The 19474-nt window shown below is 53.9% G+C and carries 21 protein-coding genes; 8 read left to right on the top strand and 13 right to left on the bottom strand.

Going from position 1 to position 19474, the window contains the following annotated elements:
• Positions 1 to 26: 26 nt before the first annotated feature.
• The gene (locus ACXIZX_RS01760; protein WP_008104389.1) at positions 27 to 1775 is read left to right on the top strand and encodes a sulfite reductase subunit alpha; all 1749 of its coding nucleotides are present in this window, start codon (positions 27 to 29) and stop codon (positions 1773 to 1775) included.
• Between the two features lie 47 nt (positions 1776 to 1822).
• On the opposite strand, the gene ACXIZX_RS01755 is transcribed toward ACXIZX_RS01760, so the two are convergent.
• From ACXIZX_RS01755 to zapE, 6 genes are all read right to left on the bottom strand, one after another.
• Complete coding sequence (locus ACXIZX_RS01755; protein WP_479403509.1) at positions 1823 to 3151, bottom strand: IS4 family transposase; 1329 nt, start codon at positions 3149 to 3151, stop codon at positions 1823 to 1825.
• A gap of 111 nt (positions 3152 to 3262) precedes the next feature.
• A complete protein-coding gene (gene sspB / locus ACXIZX_RS01750) occupies positions 3263 to 3751 on the bottom strand; it encodes a ClpXP protease specificity-enhancing factor (protein WP_008104391.1) in 489 nt (162 codons plus the stop codon).
• 3 nt (positions 3752 to 3754) lie between these two features.
• Positions 3755 to 4396 (bottom strand): stringent starvation protein SspA, encoded by a 642-nt coding sequence (gene sspA / locus ACXIZX_RS01745; protein ID WP_008104394.1) that lies wholly within the window; start codon positions 4394 to 4396, stop codon positions 3755 to 3757.
• A 329-nt stretch (positions 4397 to 4725) separates the two neighbouring features.
• Complete coding sequence (rpsI, locus tag ACXIZX_RS01740) at positions 4726 to 5118, bottom strand: 30S ribosomal protein S9 (RefSeq protein WP_007886600.1); 393 nt, start codon at positions 5116 to 5118, stop codon at positions 4726 to 4728.
• A 15-nt stretch (positions 5119 to 5133) separates the two neighbouring features.
• Complete coding sequence (gene rplM, locus ACXIZX_RS01735) at positions 5134 to 5562, bottom strand: 50S ribosomal protein L13 (RefSeq protein ID WP_007886599.1); 429 nt, start codon at positions 5560 to 5562, stop codon at positions 5134 to 5136.
• A gap of 238 nt (positions 5563 to 5800) precedes the next feature.
• Positions 5801 to 6928, bottom strand: a complete 1128-nt coding sequence (gene zapE, locus ACXIZX_RS01730; RefSeq protein WP_479403508.1) for a cell division protein ZapE — start codon at positions 6926 to 6928, stop codon at positions 5801 to 5803.
• Between the two features lie 190 nt (positions 6929 to 7118).
• Between zapE and zapG the strand changes: the two genes are divergently transcribed.
• The 3 genes from zapG to degS all read left to right on the top strand — a co-directional run bounded on the left by zapG (position 7119) and on the right by degS (position 10164).
• Positions 7119 to 7523, top strand: coding sequence for a Z-ring associated protein ZapG (gene zapG / locus ACXIZX_RS01725; protein WP_008104398.1), 405 nt, complete (start codon positions 7119 to 7121; stop codon positions 7521 to 7523).
• 104 nt (positions 7524 to 7627) lie between these two features.
• On the top strand, positions 7628 to 8998 hold the full coding sequence (gene degQ, locus ACXIZX_RS01720; protein ID WP_179451881.1) for a serine endoprotease DegQ: 1371 nt from the start codon (positions 7628 to 7630) through the stop codon (positions 8996 to 8998).
• 86 nt (positions 8999 to 9084) lie between these two features.
• Positions 9085 to 10164, top strand: a complete 1080-nt coding sequence (gene degS / locus ACXIZX_RS01715; protein ID WP_008104403.1) for an outer membrane-stress sensor serine endopeptidase DegS — start codon at positions 9085 to 9087, stop codon at positions 10162 to 10164.
• A gap of 23 nt (positions 10165 to 10187) precedes the next feature.
• On the opposite strand, the gene epmA is transcribed toward degS, so the two are convergent.
• A complete protein-coding gene (gene epmA / locus ACXIZX_RS01710; RefSeq protein WP_008104404.1) occupies positions 10188 to 11165 on the bottom strand; it encodes an elongation factor P--(R)-beta-lysine ligase in 978 nt (325 codons plus the stop codon).
• Positions 11166 to 11301: 136 nt separating this feature from the next.
• Here epmA and ACXIZX_RS01705 point away from each other — a divergent pair, with 136 nt between their 5' ends.
• A complete protein-coding gene (locus ACXIZX_RS01705; RefSeq protein ID WP_179451880.1) occupies positions 11302 to 11826 on the top strand; it encodes a lipocalin family protein in 525 nt (174 codons plus the stop codon).
• A gap of 39 nt (positions 11827 to 11865) precedes the next feature.
• On the opposite strand, the gene ACXIZX_RS01700 is transcribed toward ACXIZX_RS01705, so the two are convergent.
• Entirely contained in the window at positions 11866 to 12000 is a 135-nt protein-coding gene (locus ACXIZX_RS01700; protein ID WP_008104408.1) for an entericidin A/B family lipoprotein, read from the bottom strand.
• Between the two features lie 145 nt (positions 12001 to 12145).
• Complete coding sequence (efp, locus tag ACXIZX_RS01695; protein WP_008104410.1) at positions 12146 to 12712, bottom strand: elongation factor P; 567 nt, start codon at positions 12710 to 12712, stop codon at positions 12146 to 12148.
• 42 nt (positions 12713 to 12754) lie between these two features.
• On the opposite strand from efp, the gene epmB reads away from it, so the two are divergent.
• Both epmB and ACXIZX_RS01685 read left to right on the top strand, forming a co-directional pair.
• On the top strand, positions 12755 to 13783 hold the full coding sequence (gene epmB / locus ACXIZX_RS01690; RefSeq protein WP_179451879.1) for an EF-P beta-lysylation protein EpmB: 1029 nt from the start codon (positions 12755 to 12757) through the stop codon (positions 13781 to 13783).
• Between the two features lie 96 nt (positions 13784 to 13879).
• Positions 13880 to 14314, top strand: coding sequence for a DUF1090 domain-containing protein (locus tag ACXIZX_RS01685; protein ID WP_061718296.1), 435 nt, complete (start codon positions 13880 to 13882; stop codon positions 14312 to 14314).
• Between the two features lie 63 nt (positions 14315 to 14377).
• Here ACXIZX_RS01685 and ACXIZX_RS01680 read toward each other — a convergent pair whose 3' ends face one another.
• The 4 genes from ACXIZX_RS01680 to ACXIZX_RS01665 form a co-directional block, all read right to left on the bottom strand.
• Positions 14378 to 14725 (bottom strand): DUF4156 domain-containing protein, encoded by a 348-nt coding sequence (locus ACXIZX_RS01680; RefSeq protein WP_008104416.1) that lies wholly within the window; start codon positions 14723 to 14725, stop codon positions 14378 to 14380.
• A gap of 197 nt (positions 14726 to 14922) precedes the next feature.
• Positions 14923 to 16575, bottom strand: coding sequence for a chaperonin GroEL (gene groL / locus ACXIZX_RS01675; RefSeq protein WP_008104418.1), 1653 nt, complete (start codon positions 16573 to 16575; stop codon positions 14923 to 14925).
• 46 nt (positions 16576 to 16621) lie between these two features.
• Entirely contained in the window at positions 16622 to 16915 is a 294-nt protein-coding gene (locus ACXIZX_RS01670; RefSeq protein WP_008104420.1) for a co-chaperone GroES, read from the bottom strand.
• Positions 16916 to 17108: 193 nt separating this feature from the next.
• Positions 17109 to 17561, bottom strand: a complete 453-nt coding sequence (locus tag ACXIZX_RS01665; RefSeq protein ID WP_036648355.1) for an FxsA family protein — start codon at positions 17559 to 17561, stop codon at positions 17109 to 17111.
• Between the two features lie 375 nt (positions 17562 to 17936).
• On the opposite strand from ACXIZX_RS01665, the gene aspA reads away from it, so the two are divergent.
• Positions 17937 to 19373, top strand: a complete 1437-nt coding sequence (aspA, locus tag ACXIZX_RS01660) for an aspartate ammonia-lyase (RefSeq protein ID WP_008104424.1) — start codon at positions 17937 to 17939, stop codon at positions 19371 to 19373.
• The last annotated feature ends 101 nt before the right edge of the window (positions 19374 to 19474 follow it).

Here is a 19474-nt window from a genome sequence, read left to right as displayed (position 1 = left end):
ATTGAACAGGATTGAGTGCCTTACCGATGAAAATTCCTTACATTCCTGAAGATGCACCGTTTAACGGTGAGCAGAAATACTGGCTGGCGGGCTTCCTCGCCGGTCTCCATTCGCGCCTGCTGGTATTAGAAGACAAGCAGAGCGCACCGGCTGCGGGTGCAAACACCCAGCTGCATATCCTGTTCGGTTCACAGACCGGTAACGCTGAAGCATTGTCGCAAACAGCAGCTAAAGCCGCACGCGCCAAAGGTTTGGTGCCGGTGGTGCAGGCGCTGGGCGAAGTGGATTTGGATGTGTTCGCCACCATGCGTCACGTGCTGATCGTCACCTCGACTTACGGCGAGGGCGAAATGCCGGATAACGCTCAGCTGTTCTGGAACGCGATTTCAGCCAGTACCGCGCCACGTCTGGAGCAGATGCACTTTGCGGTATTGGCGATTGGCGACACCGGCTACGACGGTTTCTGCCAGGCAGGTAAATTCATCGATATGCGTCTGGAGCAGCTCGGTGCGAAACGCGTCGCCGATCGTATCGACTGCGATATCGATTTCGAAGAGCCATCCAGTGAGTGGATTGGCACGGCAATGCCGCAATTCGCCGCCAGTGCGGGCAGCAGCGGTAATGCATTAGAAAGCGCGCCAGAAGCACCTGTCATTCCGGGCAGCAATAAGCAAAACCCTTATGCGGCCGCATTGGCGACCAATAAGCGCCTGTCGGCAGAAGAGTCGGCGAAAGATATTCGTCACTTTGAGTTTGATCTCACCGACAGCGGCCTGAAATATGAAGCGGGCGATGCGCTGGGTGTGATCCCGGTGAACGACGCGTCACTGGTTTCACTGCTGCTGACTCAGCTGAAAGCCGATTACGAAACGCCGGTACCTGGCTTTGACCGTAACCTTGGCGATCTGCTGACTTATCAGTTCGAAATTTCAGAGCCGTCACGCAAACTGATTGAATGGGTTGGTCAGAACACCACCAACCAGGAATTGCGTCACGTGTTGCAGCACGACGACAAAGATACCCTTGCCGTTTGGCTGTGGGGCAAAGACACGCTGGATCTGCTGCAGCTTGAGCTGACGCGCAGCTTGTCGGTGCCGGAATTCGTTGCCATGCTGCGTCCACTGCAGCATCGCGCTTACTCCATCTCGTCGAGCTCGAAAGCGCATCCAAATCAGGTGCATCTGACCATCGCTTCCGTGCGCTACCATAGCGGCGGTCGCGAACGTAAAGGCGTGTGCTCAACCTATCTGGCTGAACGTGTACGTCGCGGCGAAAAGCCGGCGATCTTCATCTCGCCGAACAAAGCATTCCGCGTACCGTCAAACGGCAATGCGCCGCTGATTATGGTTGGACCAGGCACCGGTATCGCACCGTTCCGCGCCTTCCTGCAGGAACGTCAGGCAACGGGCGCAGAAGGTAAAAACTGGCTGTTCTTCGGTGACCAGCATCAGGCACACGATTACATCTACGAAGAAGAGCTGCAGGCATGGCAGGAGAAAGGTCTGCTGACTAATCTGGATCTGGCCTTCTCGCGCGATCAGGAAGAGAAGATCTACGTGCAAAATCGCATGCTGGAGAAAGGCGCTGAGCTGTACGCCTGGCTGCAGGATGGCGCGTACTTCTACGTGTGTGGCGATGCATCACGCATGGCAAAAGACGTTGATGCGGCGCTGTATGAAGTGGTTCGTCAGTTCGGTGGCTTGTCCAGCGAGCGTGCGGCGGCTTACGTTGATCAGCTGAAGAAAGATAAACGCTACTTGCGCGACGTCTACTAAGACGCGCAGGCATAAAAAAACGGGCCAATCGGCCTAATGCCAGTCAGTTAAGCCTGACTGGCATTTCTTCTTTTGGCTGTCGGGTACTTCCAGGGCCTCTCTTTCACCACTCTCGGGAACGACCTCTCCCGTCGCCCCGGCAGTTTGACTATCTGCGCTATCGCGTCCACATTTTTCACCAGTTCCGGGATCCGCCCCGGTGACGCGCCCTCAAGCGTCCAGAGCAGCTTCATGACCCAGGCCGCAGACTCGCTGAAGCTCAGCTGATTAGGCCAGTATCCCTTAAGCGTCGACGCCATTTTTATCATCTGATATCTCACCAGATTATACGCAAGCAGCGCGCCCCACAGCTCCTGACGCACCATCTCCGGTTTTTTGCTGCGCAGCGTCAGCCGGTTATCCTGCAGCCCCTGCTTGATTTCCCGATACCCCAGCTCTATCTCCCAGCGATGGCTGTACAGGTCCGCTATCTCTTTCCCCGGATAGCGCATCGCATCCGTCATCGACGTCAGGAACCGCCACGTCTTTCCTTTAATTTCCCGGCTGATAAGCCTCATCTCTGCATATTCCGCCAGATGAGGCCACTTCTTCCGCGCCTGAGGGGAGGTTTTAACACGGATGAGCGCATCTCCTTTTCCCAGGCGGCGTACCTCTTCGTACTGCAGGTCTTTGCGGGCTGCTATCATCCAGTGACGGTTTTCCCCCGCCTGATGCCAGGCGCTGAGCAGGCCGAACGAGGTATAGCCCTTGTCGAACAGCGTCAGGCTGTTGTCGGGGACGCGTGGGATAAGCCCTTCCGCCAGTATCATTTCGTTCTCATTCTGGCAGCCCATCACGGCGCCGCCGATAAGATGGCTGGTCAGCTCCATCAGGCAGACCACGCGTACCTGCGGATAGGGCGATGCACCGGCAACCGTTTTTGTGCGGGCGATAGCCTTTTCATTATCCGGCGTTTCCTGCGTGCGCCAGACGACGCCGTCAACCGCGTGAAGCGTCAGCCCACACCAGTCAGGATGCGTGGTCTGCGCGTGCCAGAGGTCGCTGCTTTGTTCGAAGACACGCCTGACGGCATCGTCTCCCAGGCGCTGCCGGGCCTGCACCACGGCGCTGGGCGCAACAAAAGGCCGGTTTCCCGGCAACAGAATATCAAGGCGATTCACGATGGCGTGCAGGGGCTCTTTGCGCTCAAGCGCCATGCCGATAAGGCACCAGACCATCATATCGGTGGTAAGACGACGCTTGCGGAGGGTAACGGAGCCTGACTCCTGAATGCAGCGGGCGATCAGTTCGGGCTCAAGGACATCCGCGAGTGTAGTGAGTGGGTTACGCAGAGAATCGTAGCAAGAGACAATATCAAGGGCCTGACGGAGCTGCATAAAAAAATCCGGAAACGAAACGTTCCCGGATTCTTACACAGCCACTGGATCGTTCAACTGATCCTTAACTGATCGGCATTAGGCCAATCGGCCCGTTTTTTATTGCACGTTTTACTTCACCACACGCAGTGAAGGTCGTCCGCCACGCGGCGGCGGCTCATCATCTGGCGAGTGATCGTCGTCAGTCGCATCATCCGGACGATCGCCATCAATCACAGACATCATCGTCTCTTCCTGACCGCTACCATCCTGATCGTCCGTTGCCAGCTCATAAGCCGGTTCCGGTTCGAACATGGTGCCAGCGCCGTTTTCACGGGCATAAATCGCCAGAACCGCAGCCATCGGCACAGAAACCTGACGCGGTACGCCACCGAAACGCGCGTTGAAACGCACTTCATCATTGGCGAGATCCAGATTGCCTACCGCACGCGGCGCGATGTTCAGAACGATCTGCCCATCACGCGCATATTCCAGCGGCACCTGCACACCAGGCAGATTGATGTCGACCACCAGATGCGGCGTCAACTGGTTATCCAGCAACCAGTCGTAGAACGCCCGCAACAGGTAAGGACGACGCGCCGTTAGTTGCGACATTTCCATACATTAGCCCCGAGCTTGCAGGCGCATTTCACGTTCTGCTTCCGTCAGTGACGCAAGGAAAGAGTCACGTTCAAACACGCGCGTCATATAGCCTTTCAGCTCTTTAGAACCCGCGCCAGACAGATCAACACCCATCTGCGGCAAGCGCCACAGCAGCGGCGCCAGATAGCAATCCACCAGGCTGAACTCTTCGCTCATGAAGAACGGCGTGCGTGCGAACAGTGGCGCAATCGCCAGCAGCTCTTCACGCAGTTGCTTGCGCGCTGCATCGGCTTCTGCACCGTTGGCGGTTTCGATGGTGCGCATCAGGCTGTACCAATCCTGCTCAATGCGGTGCATCATCAGACGGCTTTCACCGCGCGCGACCGGATAAACCGGCATCAGCGGTGGATGCGGGAAACGCTCATCGAGGTATTCCATGATGATGCGTGATTCATACAGCGTCAGTTCACGGTCGACCAGCGTCGGTACGGTGCGATACGGGTTGAGGTCAATCAGATCCTGCGGCAGGTTATCCGTTTCAACCTGCTCGATCTCCACGCTGACGCCCTTCTCAGCCAGTACGATACGTACTTGATGGCTGAAAATGTCAGTCGGACCAGAAAACAGCGTCATTACCGAACGTTTGTTGGCAGCGACAGCCATGAAAACCTCCAAGTTTGTTCACAAAAAGATACTGCGAATAGCCAACCACGCGGCGACTCACCGGCTCATCAGATTCGCCTACCGTCAGCGTTAGTCGCATCGTCCGGTCTTCCCGACAGGAACGACAAGCACAACGCTGCGTCTCGCAGGCGCAAAGTGACAGTGAGTTTACCAGATTTTAAGCAGCTTGTGGGGCGGGCGTGATGATTTGCGGGCAAAATGCGGGTAAAGCTCGCGTTTTTCGTGGGAAAAAATCATAAATGCAGGTAATAAAAAACCCGCCGAAGCGGGTTTTTTGAGCCAACTGCCGCTGCCGAAGCAGCAAACAATTAACGCTTGGAGAACTGCGGACGACGACGTGCTTTACGCAGGCCGACTTTCTTACGTTCAACTTCACGCGCATCACGGGTAACGAAGCCCGCTTTACGCAGTTCAGAACGCAGAGACTCGTCGTACTCCATCAGAGCGCGTGTGATACCGTGACGGATCGCACCAGCCTGACCAGAAATACCACCACCTTTAACAGTGATGTACAGGTCAAATTTACCAACCATATCAACCAGCTCCAGCGGCTGACGCACGACCATGCGTGCAGTCTCGCGACCGAAGTATTGCTCCAAAGAGCGCTGGTTAATTACGATGTTACCGCTACCCGGCTTGATGAAGACGCGAGCGGCAGAGCTTTTGCGGCGACCAGTGCCGTAGTTTTGAGTTTCAGCCATTGCCTATAATCCCGATTAAATGTCAAGAACTTGCGGTTGCTGCGCCGCGTGGTTGTGCTCGTTGCCTGCGTAAACTTTCAGTTTACGGTACATAGCACGACCCAGTGGGCCTTTCGGCAGCATGCCTTTAACCGCGATTTCAATCACACGCTCAGGACGGCGCTCGATCATCTCTGCAAAGGTCGCTTGCTTGATACCACCGATGTGGCCAGTGTGGTGATAGTAAATCTTGTCAGTACGCTTGTTGCCGGTTACAGCAACTTTTTCTGCGTTCAGAACGATGATGTAATCACCGGTATCAACGTGCGGAGTGTATTCCGCTTTGTGCTTACCACGCAGACGGCGCGCCAGTTCAGTCGCCAGGCGACCCAAGGTTTTGCCCGTTGCGTCAACAACATACCAGTCACGCTGTACGGTTTCTGGTTTAGCTGTAAAAGTTTTCATTGAAAAGCTTACCCAAATAAAAAGTTACACGTTGGTGAAATCCCAAACGCTAAGTAAACGATTGAGGCTCACACGACCATTTTGCCCAGCAAGCCACCCCTTCAAGTGAGTTACCGGATCACATCGAGTTCTTGGGAAAGAAAACCGATGCTGTAACGTGGGGTCGCAAGATTATAGAGAAGTCGAACTCAAAGATCGAACCTTTTTGCATCTAAAACCTACGATTTATGCCACGTCATCAGGGCAGATGCGGCAGACGCAAATACTCTTCGCTCTGCATCTCCTGCAAACGCGACAAGCAGCGCTGATACTCAAACTTCAAGCGTGTGCCCTGATAAATTTCAAACAGTGATGTTTCAGCCGCGACAACCAGTTTCACGTGGCGTTCGTAGAACTCATCGATCAGCGCCAGGAAACGGCGCGCCTGATCTTCGGTCTTATAAATCATCACCGGCACATCATACAGCAAGACGCTGTGAAAACGGCGCGAGAGCTCAATATAGTCGTGCTGACTGCGCCCTTCGCCGCACAGCGTCAGGAAGTTGATCGCCAGCACGCCTTCATGCACGCCGAGCGTCGGCATCTGGCGATGGTTGATCTCCAGCACCGGCGCGTCTTCACGCGCTTTGCCTGACAGCGCGCGGAACATGCGCTCCATTTCGCTGTGCGTGGCATCGTTGAGCGGGAAGTTCCACAAATGCGCCGAGGTTAAGGTGCGCAAGCGGTAATCGATGCCGGCGTCAACGTTCATCACGTCACAATGACGCTTGATTTGTTCGATAGCTGGCAGGAAACGCGGGCGCTGCAGGCCATTGCGATAGAGCTCATCCGGCGGAATATTCGAGGTTGCCACCAGCGAAATGCCGCGCGCAAACAGTGCTTCCATCAGCGTGCCCAGCAGCATCGCATCGGTAATATCCGAGACAAAAAACTCATCGAAACAAAGAATGTCGGTTTCTGCTTTAAAGCGATCGGCAACAATCAACAACGGATCGCTGTGGCCTTGCAGCTGCGTCAGTTCCTGATGGACACGCAGCATAAAGCGGTGGAAATGCAGGCGCAGCTTACGATCACCAGGAATTGACTGAAAAAACAGATCCATCACCCAGGTTTTACCGCGTCCCACACCGCCCCACATATAAAGGCCGCGTACGGGCGCTTCGCGGGTGCTTTTCTCTTTATTAATCATCTTAGACAAGCGACCAAACAGACCTTTGGCAACCGGTTCAACCTGTTGCTGGCGGGCAATCAATCCTTGCTGGATGGTATCTAAGCGGGTAATCGCTTCTCGTTGTACGTCATCCGGGCGAAATTCGCCCTGCGACAGCGCCTGCTCGTAGCGTGCAAGCGGAGATGAGGTTTGCATGGTTCTCTCAGAATCCCTGAAAAAGTCCGATTCACGGGTCGGTTGACGAAAAATAGGCCGCTCTACACTAAGCGATGCAGCCCGATAGTTCCACTTCCAATAGATTATTGGGTATAGTGGCTGCTATTGAAGTTGATGTTGCAACAGAAGCAATGCCCTACGAAACAACGGAAATTACACGGGAGTCATTATGACCTGGGAATACGGGCTGATTGGTTTAGTGATTGGCATTATTGTCGGCGCAGTCGTCATGCGTTTTGGCAACAAGAAGCTGCGCGAGCAGCGTAGCATGCAGTATGAACTGGAAAAAACGAAGTCGGAGCTGGCGGATTACCGCGAGGAGCTCACTAACCACTTCGCACGCAGCGCCGAGCTGCTGGACAACATGGCGCATGATTATCGCCAGCTGTATCAGCACATGGCGAAAGGTTCTAACGACCTGCTGCCAAACCTGCCAGGCGAGAAAAACCCGTTTGCCTACCAGCTAACGGAAGCCGAAGCGGATAACGATCAGGCGCCGGTACAGATGCCGCGCGATTACTCTGAAGGCGCATCCGGCCTGTTACGTGGCAGCGACCGCGCACCGCGTAATTAATCCTTTTGGGGCACAGCTTGGCTGTGCCCTTTTTGTTTTCGAACACAAACCACAAACTACTGTCACACTTCTTTTATCCCTTTCGCAGCGAGAGCGTTGTAGCAATGAAAAAACAAGCACGTCTGTTAAGCGCATTAGCCTTGGGTATCGGGATGAGTTTGGCTGCGGCGCCGAGTGCGCTGGCGACTCTTCCCGCCCAGATTCAGGGACAAGCATTGCCAAGCCTGGCACCGATGCTGGAAAAAGTTCTGCCCGCAGTAGTGAGCGTGCGTGTTGAAGGTACCGACAGCGGCCAGCAGGCGCAGGAGATTCCTGAACCGCTGAAGCGCTTTTTTGGTCAGGCGCCGGGACAATCTCAGCCGCAGCCCTTTGAAGGTCTGGGTTCTGGCGTGATCATCGATGCCGCTAAAGGCTACATCCTCACCAACAACCATGTGGTCAGCAACGCCGATAAAATTAGCGTGCAGTTGGGTGACGGCAACGAATATGACGCTAAGTTAATTGGTCACGATGAACAAACCGACATCGCATTGATTCAGGTTGAAGGCGCGAAAAATCTCACGCAGATAAAAATCGCCGATTCCGATTCGCTCAAAGTGGGTGATTTTGCCGTGGCCATCGGAAATCCGTTTGGTCTGGGGCAAACGGCCACATCGGGCATCATCTCTGCGCTCGGTCGTAGCGGCCTGAATCTGGAAGGTCTGGAAAACTTCATTCAGACCGATGCCGCGATTAACCGCGGTAACTCCGGCGGAGCGCTGGTGAACCTGAATGGCGAGTTGATTGGTATCAACACCGCGATTCTGGCCTCGAGCGGCGGCAACATCGGCATTGGCTTCGCCATTCCTGCCAACATGGCGATGAATCTGGCGCATCAGCTGATTCAGTTCGGCGAAGTGAAGCGCGGCCAGCTCGGCATCAAAGGCACGGAAATGACCGCCGATATCGCCAAAGCGTTTAACGTTGATGCGCAGCGCGGTGCCTTTGTTTCGGAAGTGCTGCCGAAGTCAGCCGCCGAGAAAGCAGGCATCAAAGCCGGCGATATCATTACCTCGATCAATGATAAGCCGATCACCAGCTTTGCTGAGCTGCGCGTGAAAGTCGGTACCACGCCGCCGGGCCAGGACGTGAAAATCGGCCTGCTGCGTGAAGGCAAACCGGTAAACGTCACCGTTACACTGGAACAGAGCGCGCAAACCACCGCCAGCGCACAATTGATGTCTCCGGCACTGCAAGGCGCAACGCTGAGCGACGGCACGACCAAAACCGGTGATAAAGGCGTGAAAGTCGATGCCATCGAAAAAGGCACACCAGCAGAGCAAGTTGGTTTGCAGAAAGACGATGTGATCATCGGCGTGAACCGTAATCGCGTCGCTTCAATTGCCGAAATGCGCAAAGTGCTGGAAGGCAAACCGCCGGTGCTGGCACTGAACGTGGTGCGCGGCGAAGAGAGTATTTACCTGCTTCTGCGATAATCCTCGCATCAGGCGGACAAGCAGGTGTTTGTCCGCCTTTCTCATGCTATTCTGCCCTGCGATCTCACCTGGCTTGAAATAACACCATGTTTCTTAAACTTTTGCGTTCTGTGGTGATGGGCCTGATCGTGGCTGGCTTACTGCTTGTCGCGATCCCTGCGCTGCGTATGGGCAGCAACATCACCTTTGAACATGACAATAGCGACGATGAAGCACCCGTTAGTTTTAATCAGGGTGTGCGACGCGCCGTGCCCGCAGTCGTCAACGTCTATAACCGCAGCGCCCATGGCAACAATAATCGCGGCATCACCACGCTCGGCTCCGGCGTAATCATGAACGGCAAAGGCTACATCCTCACGAATAAACATGTGATTAATAACGCCGATCAGATCATCGTCGCGCTGCAGGATGGACGCTTCTTCGAAGCCACCTTAGTGGGTTCCGATGCCATGACCGATTTAGCGGTGTTGAAAATCAGCGCCTCTAACTTGCCGGTTATCCCCATCAACGCCAAACGTATCGCGCACATCGGCGACGTCGTCATGGCGATCGGCAATCCGTATAATCTCGGCCAAACCGTGACGCAAGGCATTATCAGCGCCACCGGACGCGTGGGCCTGAGCTCATCCGGACGACAAAACTTCCTGCAAACCGATGCCTCAATCAATCAGGGCAACTCGGGCGGCGCATTGATTAACTCGCTGGGCGAACTGATGGGCATTAATACCCTGACGTTTGATAAAAGCAGCGATGGCGAAACGCCGGAAGGGATTGGTTTCGCCATTCCTACCGCGCTGGCGAGCAAAATCATGGATAAGCTGATTCGTGATGGCCGGGTGATTCGCGGCTATATCGGCATTACCGGACGCGAACTGCCGCCGCTGCATGGCCAGGGCAATAATCTCGATCGCGTACAGGGCATTATCGTTAGCGACGTCACGCCGGGCGGCCCCGCCGATAGCGCCGGCATTCAGGCTAATGACGTGCTGCTGGAAGTGAATGGCAAACCGGCGCTCTCAGCGCAGGAAACCATGGATCAGGTGGCAGAAATTCGTCCGGGTTCGGTGATTGACGTGCAGATTTTGCGCAATGAAAAGAAAATGACCTTGCCGGTGACGATTCAGGAATTCCCGGAAGTGACCGCGCCCGCCACCACCACGCCATAAGGGCGCTTGCGCGCCCTTATGATTTAGCTGCGATCGACCGGAAAGGCGATCACTTCGCTCAGCGAGCTGGCTTTCAGCGCCAGCATGATCAAACGATCTACGCCCAACGCCACGCCAGAACAGGCAGGCATACCGTGCGCCAGCGCATCCAGCAAATTGGTATCGATAGGATGTTGCGGCAGGCCACGCGCCGCACGACGACGATTGTCCTGCTCAAAACGCTGACGCTGCTCACGGCTATCGGTTAACTCACGGAAACCGTTCGCCAGCTCAATCCCTTTGTAATAGACCTCGAAACGCTCGGCGACGCGGTGATCTTCGGTACTAATCTCTGCCAGCGCGGCCTGTGTTGCCGGGAAGTGGTAGACGAAGCACGGCTTATCGTTACCAATTTTCGGTTCAACGCCCAGCATAAACAGCAGTTGCAGCAGCGTATCGCGGTCTTCTTCACGATTCGCCAGCTCGCCCTCGCCCAGCTTCTCCGCGACTTCGCGCAGCTGTGCTTTATCGGCTGACAGCGGATCCACTTCCAGATGACGGATAAATGCCTGCTGATACGACAGCGATTCCGCGCTATCGCACTCCAGCACCTGCTGCATCAAATCGTCAACTTCATTCATCAGGCGGTACATGTCGTAGTGCGGACGATACCACTCCAGCATGGTGAACTCGGGATTGTGGTGACGCCCGGCTTCTTCATTACGGAAGCTGCGACCCATCTGGTAAATCGGGCCGCTTCCGGCCGCCAGCAGGCGCTTCATGTGATATTCCGGACTGGTCATCAGCCACAGATCGCGCCCTTCGGCTGCGCCTGGCCCAACAAAACGCGTCTGGAACGGCACCAGATGGATGTCAGTGATGGTCGCCTGGCTCATCGCCGGGGTATCAACCTCCAGCACGCCGCGATCGGCAAAGAAACGACGTATTTCCGCTATGATAGCGGCGCGTTTCAACAAATTGGCAATGGATGCGCTCGGCTGCCAGCTTGCCGTTTCGCTCATGTTGATGACTCCTCATACAGATAAGGGGTGGAAGTCTACCCGCATTGCCGATAGCAAACAACGACAGCGGGCGCAGGCAGCAATTTGGTATCGGGCAGCTATACTTAACCCATTAAAATTGTAAAGGAATCCCACAATGTCCCCATGGAAAACCCTGCTCGCCAGCCTGAGTGCCTTTCTCTCCGTTGCCTGCTCAACCACACCGCCCAAAGGCGTCACGGTGGTAGAAGGTTTCGATAGTCAACGCTATCTCGGCCAATGGTATGAAATCGCCCGCCTCGATCACCGCTTTGAGCGCGGATTACAACAGGTTACTGCCAATTATAGTCCGCGCGACGATGGCGGCTTGAAGGTGATCAACCGTGGCTACAATCAGCAGAAACAGCGCTGGCAGGAGAGCGTGGGCAAAGCCTACTTCACCGGCGATAAACAGCGCGCCTCGCTTAAAGTGTCATTCTTTGGCCCGTTCTATGGCGGTTACAACGTGATTGCCTTGGATCCTGACTATCGCTATGCGCTGGTGTGCGGACCGAATCGTAGCTACTTGTGGATTTTGTCGCGTACGCCGCAACTGGATGAAAGCGTTAAACAACGTTTGGTTGAACAGGCCAGAAGTGCCGGATTCCCGGTGGATGAACTGATTTGGGTGGAGCAGAAATAGAGAGAACCGGTGCGAAAGTCGCTTTCACACCGGAATATCTTACTGTGCGCTGCGCTGAATCGCTTTGCCGCCCGCCTGAACATCTTCGCCAACACCACGCGTGGTGTTACAAGCGGTCAGAACGGATGAGAGCACCAGCACGGAAAAAATCGCGACAATACTTTTCTTTAACATAGCCATATCCTTTTTGGTTGCAGTAAAAGTACAGCTCTTAAAGCATAGTCTTGATCTGTAAAACTGCGGATTGGGCGGATGAAAAAAGAGAAGGGAAACACACAGAGAGAAAAAAGGCGCATCAATGATGCGCCTGATTTGACGATTATTTTACGCGAGAAACGTATTCGCCAGAGCGGGTATCCACTTTTACCACTTCGCCAATCTGTACGAACAGTGGCACTTTGATTACCGCGCCAGTCGACAGCGTAGCTGGCTTACCGCCGGTACCTGCGGTATCACCCTTCAGGCCTGGATCGGTTTCGATAACTTCAGCTTCGATGAAGTTTGGTGGCTGAACAGCGATCGCTTTATCGTTCCACAGGGTAACGATACAATCTGCATTGTCCTGCAGCCACTTGGTCACGTCATCCAGCACTTTAGATTCGATCTGATACTGCTCGAAAGATTCCGGGTGCATGAAGTAGAAGAAGTCGCCGTCGTTGTAAGAGTATTGCAGCGTCATATCACGAACGTCTGCGCCTTCGGCAGAGTCAGTAGATTTGAAGGTCTTCTCAACGCGAGAACCGGTCAGCAGACGACGCATTTTTACGCGCGCAAATGCCTGGCCTTTACCCGGCTTAACGAACTCACTGGCTTCGATGGCATATGGCTCGCCTTCGAACATGATTTTAAGACCGGGACGGAAATCGTTGCTAAGATAAGTCGCCATAAAGGCCCTCTGTAAATATTGAACTGGTAAATAGCCAAAAAAATGGCACACATTGTAACCCTAAATCCCCCCGTCAGAGAAGATTGGTTGCAGCAACTAGCTGATGTTGTCACCGAACCTGCTGAATTACTGCAACTTTTATCTCTTGATCAGCATGCTGATCTGGCTGCAGGCGCTGATGCACGCAAGCTTTTCGCCCTGCGCGTACCGCGCGCCTTCATCGCACGCATGAAAAAAGGCGATGCAACGGACCCGCTGCTGCTGCAAGTGCTCACCAGCCGTCAGGAATTTATTGATGCGCCAGGTTATAGCACCGATCCGCTGGATGAACAAAGCAGTGTGGTGCCGGGTTTACTGCATAAGTATAGAAACCGTGCGCTGCTGCTGGTAAAAGGCGGCTGTGCGGTCAACTGCCGCTACTGTTTCCGCCGTCATTTTCCCTATCAGGATAACCAGGGCAACAAGCGCAACTGGCAGGCGGCGATTGATTACATCGCCACGCATCCGGAACTGGATGAGATTATCTTCTCCGGCGGCGATCCGCTGATGGCGAAAGATCATGAGCTGGCATGGCTGGTGGACGCGCTGGAAAAAATCCCGCACCTCAAACGCCTGCGTATTCACACCCGCTTGCCGGTGGTGATCCCGGCGCGCATCACTGAAGGCTTGTGTCAGATTCTGGCCGACACGCGTCTGCAGGTGTTGATGGTGAGCCATATCAACCACGCGCAGGAAATTGATGACGAGCTGCGTTACGGCATGCAGATGCTGAAGCGTGCAGGCGTTACGCTGCTTAATCAGAGCGTGTTGCTGCGTGATGTGAATGATGATGCGCAGACGCTGGCGGATCTTAGTAATGCGCTGTTTGATGCCGGCATTCTGCCCTACTACCTGCACGTGCTGGATAAGGTGCAAGGCGCGGCGCACTTCTTTGTTTCAGATGAGGAAGCGCGCGTGCTGGTGCGCCAGCTGCTGGTGATGGTGTCCGGTTATATGGTGCCAAAACTGGCGCGTGAGATTGGCGGCGAGCCAAGCAAGACGCCGCTGGATTTACAGTTACGGCAAGAGTAACCAAGACCCGCCTTAACGCTTCCTACTCAGCATTCCGCTATAACAGCTCCTGAAATTATTAGGCACATGGTGTGCTTAGGTTATACAGGAGCATGTATGAAAAAGGTGGCATTAACGCTGCTGGCACTGTTGTCAGTGAGTTTGGTTTTTAGTATGAAAACCCACGCCGCTCAGGATTGTGCCACGCGTCACGCGGCAATTAGTGAAGAATTACGTTACGCTGAGGCCAATAATAATTATTCGCGTATCAACGGACTGCGCAGCGCTCTCGCAGAACTGGATACGCATTGCACTCGCAGTAACGTCATTTCAGATACTCAACGCCAACTCGATAAACTCAACGATAAAGTAGCGGATAAGCAGAAATCTATTCGTGAAATCGAGTTTGATTTACAACGCGCACGCGCAGATGGAGATGCGAAAAAAATTCGCAAATATCAGCGTAAGCTAGAAGATAAACAAGAGGAACTCGCTGAAGCACAAGAAGAGCTGGCGCGGGTGCGGAATGAGATGTCCGCATTGAGGAAGTAACAAAATGGCCGAATCGCTTCGGCCATTTTGCATTGGACCTTTCAGGCAATTAGGCCGGAAAAATCACGGGCACTTATACACCTGGCCGGTCATTTTGCTATCGAGCGGCGCGAAAGCTGACAGCAAATTCTGCGTCGGGCTGGTGGCGCCATAAATCACGTTGCCGCCCATTTCAGCCGCGCGGTTACGCAGGTCGTTAGCTGCGCCACGCAGTGAACTGCCTTCACCGCCTGAACCGCTCAGCCAGTTGCTCTGGGAGCCGGTAAGCGTTCCCAGCAGCTGACATTGACTCGCGGGTTGTTGGTCGACGAAGGTCACACGTTCGCCGCCAGCACTCAGTTGATTGGAGCTGCTACAGCCCGCCAGCAGTAAAGTTCCGACTGCCAGACCGAGCAAGAGGTTAATCCGCATTGTAATCCCCATTTATTATCATCAGTGTCGGGCGGCAGCGTAGCAGAAAAGCGCACTTTTTTTCTGAACATTCATTGCCCTAAACCCGTAAAGCCGAAGTATTGCGCCCTTACTTATACCTTGTTCCCCAGCAAAAGAAAAACCCCCGACCGTTTCCGATCGGGGGTTTTCCAGATGACTTAAGCAGTCAGGGGCAATTACATCATGCCGCCCATTCCGCCCATGCCACCCATACCGCCAGCGCCACCTAAATCAGGTGCATCGTTTTTAGGCAGATCGGTCACCATCGCTTCGGTGGTGATCATCAGGCCCGCAACAGATGAAGCGTACTGCAGCGCAGAACGGGTCACTTTGGTTGGGTCCAGGATACCGAAGTCGATCATGTTGCCGTACTCTTCGGTCTGCGCGTTGTAACCGTAGTTACCGTCGCCCGCTTTCACGTTGTTAGCAACAACTGAAGGCTCTTCGCCGGCGTTAGAAACGATCTGACGCAGTGGCGCTTCCATTGCGCGCAGCGCAACTTTGATACCCACGTTCTGATCTTCGTTATCGCCTTTCAGGCCAGATGCGGCGATTTTCGCTGCAACGCGAACCAGCGCCACACCACCACCAGCAACCACGCCTTCTTCTACTGCAGCACGGGTCGCGTGCAGAGCATCTTCAACGCGTGCTTTCTTCTCTTTCATTTCAACTTCAGTTGCTGCGCCCACTTTCAGAACGGCAACGCCGCCTGCCAGTTTCGCTACGCGCTCCTGCAGTTTCTCTTTGTCGTAATCAGAGGTCGCTTCTTCGATCTGCTGACGAATCTGAGTAACACGGCCAGAGATAGCGCCTTGATCGCCCACACCATCGATGATGGTGGTGGTGTCTTTGTTAATCACAACACGCTTAGCCTGACCCAGATCTTCCAGGGTAGCTTTTTCCAGCTCCATACCGATCTCTTCAGAGATCACGGTACCGCCGGTCAGGATAGCGATATCCTGCAGCATGGCTTTACGACGGTCGCCGAAGCCAGGTGCTTTAACCGCAGCCACTTTCACGATACCGCGCATGGTGTTCACCACCAGCGTTGCCAGTGCTTCACCTTCCACGTCTTCTGCAATGATCAGCAGTGGCTTACCGGCTTTAGCAACGGCTTCCAGCACTGGCAGCATTTCGCGGATGTTAGAGATTTTCTTGTCAGCCAGCAGGATGAACGGGGTTTCCAGCTCAACTGCGCCTGTTTCTGGCTTGTTGATGAAGTACGGAGACAGGTAGCCGCGATCAAACTGCATACCTTCAACTACGTCCAGCTCGTCTTGCAGGCCGGTGCCTTCTTCAACGGTGATAACGCCTTCTTTGCCCACTTTATCCATCGCGTCAGCGATCAGAGTACCAACAGTTTCGTCGGAGTTAGCAGAGATGGTACCAACCTGTGCGATAGCGCGTGAATCCTGGCAAGGTACAGACAGCGCTTTCAGTTCTTCAACGGCAGCGATAACTGCTTTATCGATACCGCGCTTCAGATCCATCGGGTTCATGCCCGCAGCCACAGCTTTCAGGCCTTCAGTGATGATCGCCTGAGCCAGAACGGTTGCGGTGGTGGTGCCGTCGCCTGCTGCGTCGTTCGCTTTAGAGGCAACTTCTTTCACCATCTGTGCACCCATGTTCTCGAACTTGTCTTCCAGCTCGATTTCACGCGCAACAGAAACACCATCTTTAGTGATGGTCGGTGCACCAAAAGATTTATCCAGAACCACGTTACGGCCTTTCGGGCCAAGGGTAACTTTTACTGCATCTGCCAGTACGTTTACGCCACGCAGCATTTTCACGCGTGCGTCATTACCGAATTTTACGTCTTTAGCTGCCATTTCAAATATCCCTTAAATTCGTTTCGTTCAGTGAATTACGCGTAAATTACGCTTCAACTACTGCAAGGATGTCGCTTTCGGAGATGATCAGAACTTCTTCGTTGTCGATTTTCTCGGTTTTAGCACCGTAGCCTTCGCTGAAAATCACCAGATCACCCACTTTTACGTCCAGTGGCTTAACTTCACCGTTTTCCAGGATGCGGCCTTTGCCAACAGCCAGGACTTCACCGCGGGTAGATTTACCGGCAGCTGAACCGGTCAGCACGATGCCGCCCGCTGATTTAGCTTCAACTTCTTTACGCTTGACGATGACGCGATCGTGCAATGGACGAATTTTCATTTGATAGCTCTCCTTTGAGAAGTCCAATCATTCATTTTTTGGGGTTGAACCGGACTGCATGGCTTCCGGCCTCGTGCTGGAAGAGATAGGGGCAATAAGTGGGCTTTCAAGGGCAAAAAATATAAATATTTTCGTTTCTGCAACAGATGGCGAAAAATGCAGCAAAAAGGCGGCTTGCGCCGCCTTGATGAATTTATTGGTCCTTATCGTGACCAATTCGGTCCTGATCTTTGCGCTCGTATTCACCATCCACGGTGAAACCAGCATCCGGACCGGCGCCCGGTCCGCGCCACACGCGCAGATGCGGCATCAGCTTCAACGTCAGGTGCTTCTGCACCGGCGGCAACAGCAGCAGTAAACCGAGGAAGTCGGTAAAGAAACCCGGCAACAGCAGCAGGAAGCCGGAGATGATCAGCGAAACGCTTTTGGTCATCTCAGCCGCCGGGCTTTCGTTACGCGCCAGCTTCTCCTGCATCAGCCGGAAGTTCTTCATGCCCTGATTTTTCACCAGCGAAACACCAATACACGAGGTGAAGATCACCAGCAGCATGGTGAGCAGCACACCCAGCGCATGCGCGACCTGAATGAAGATTGAGATTTCAATCCAGGCCAAAACAAAAAAAATCACTAACGGTAACCAGCGCACCGAATTCTCCTGTGAGTTGGAGCTGCCCCGCAAATTGCCAGGCAGCAGAAAGGGATGGTCTGTAGGACCGTATTGATAGAGATGGGCATTTGCACCGGCATTTTCAACCGATCCTGCCATTTTTTTCCCACTGACTTAAAATTGCGAAGTACATCACATATCGTTATTACCGCTGGGCCTGTAAAAGCCCGTAAAGTGATCTGTGCACAAACAATTCTGTAACATCAGAATATGATCGTGCCCGTCAGCGCGAAGATGGATAATATGTCGGCGCTGACATTCCACGACAATATAATCGCTTCACCTGCACGTTAATTGCCGCCCGTCCATCCGGGCGCCCGGCAGTAACCAGGCAGCAATAATAAGAAGGTAATCATGGCGAACAACATTCGTATCGAAGAAGACCTGTTAGGCATGCGCGAAGTTCCGGCAGACGCTTACTACGGTGTTCATACTCTGCGTGCGATTGAAAACTTCTATATTAGTAATAGTAAAATCAGCGACATACCGGAGTTTGTCCGCGGTATGGTGATGGTGAAGAAAGCAGCCGCGCTCGCCAACAAAGAGTTGCAGACCATTCCCCGCAATATCGCCAACACCATTATTCAGGCCTGTGATGAAGTCCTGAATAACGGTAAATGCATGGATCAGTTCCCGGTTGACGTCTATCAGGGCGGCGCGGGCACCTCGGTCAACATGAACACCAATGAAGTGCTGGCCAACATCGGTTTGGAGCTGATGGGCCACCAGAAAGGTGAATATCAGTACCTCAATCCCAACGATCACGTGAACAAGTGTCAGTCTACCAATGACGCTTATCCAACCGGTTTCCGTATCGCGGTTTACGCCTCGATCCTGAAACTGCTCGACGGCATCAATCAGCTGAGCGAAGGTTTCCAGCGCAAAGCGGTTGAGTTCGAAAACATCCTGAAAATGGGCCGTACCCAGCTACAGGATGCGGTGCCGATGACGCTCGGCCAGGAGTTCCACGCGTTTAACGTGCTGCTGAATGAAGAGACCCGCAGCATTCTGCGTACCGCTGAACTGCTGCTGGAAGTGAACCTTGGCGCTACCGCCATCGGTACCCGTCTCAACACGCCTGATGGCTACCAGCAGTTGGCGGTGCAGCGTCTGGCGGAAGTGAGTAATCTGCCTGTGGTGCCTGCAGAAGATCTGATTGAAGCCACGTCCGACTGCGGCGCATACGTGATGGTGCACTCAGCGCTGAAACGTCTGGCGGTGAAACTGTCGAAAATCTGTAACGACCTGCGCCTGCTCTCTTCCGGTCCGCGCGCCGGCCTGAATGAGATCAACCTGCCAGAACTGCAGGCCGGTTCATCAATCATGCCCGCCAAAGTGAATCCGGTGGTGCCAGAAGTGGTGAATCAGGTGTGCTTCAAAGTGATCGGCAATGACATCACCGTCACCATGGCGTCTGAAGCGGGTCAGCTGCAGCTCAACGTGATGGAGCCGGTAATTGGCCAGGCGCTGTTCGAATCGATCAGCATCCTGACGAACGCCTGCTTCAACCTGCTGGAAAAATGCGTTAACGGCATCACCGCCAACAAAGCGGTGTGTGAAGCTTACGTGTTCAACTCGATTGGTATCGTCACCTACCTCAACCCGTACATCGGCCATCACAACGGCGACATCGTCGGTAAGATTTGTGCCGAAACCGGCAAGAGCGTACGTGAAGTGGTGCTGGAGCGCGGCCTGCTGACGGAAACCGAACTGGACGATATTTTCTCCATTCAGAACCTGATGCATCCGGTATATAAAGCCAAACGCTACACCGACGAAAACGAACAGTAATCCGTTCCGGATCAAGTTGCCAAAAGCACGCCCGTATACAATGCGGCGTGCTTTTTTCATTTTGGCGGCTACAACTTTAAGAGTCGAAATTGATCCACGGC

The organism is Candidatus Pantoea symbiotica, assembly GCF_056491525.1.
Note: the sequence above shows the minus strand (reverse complement) of the source record. Positions and strands in the feature narration are given on the sequence as shown.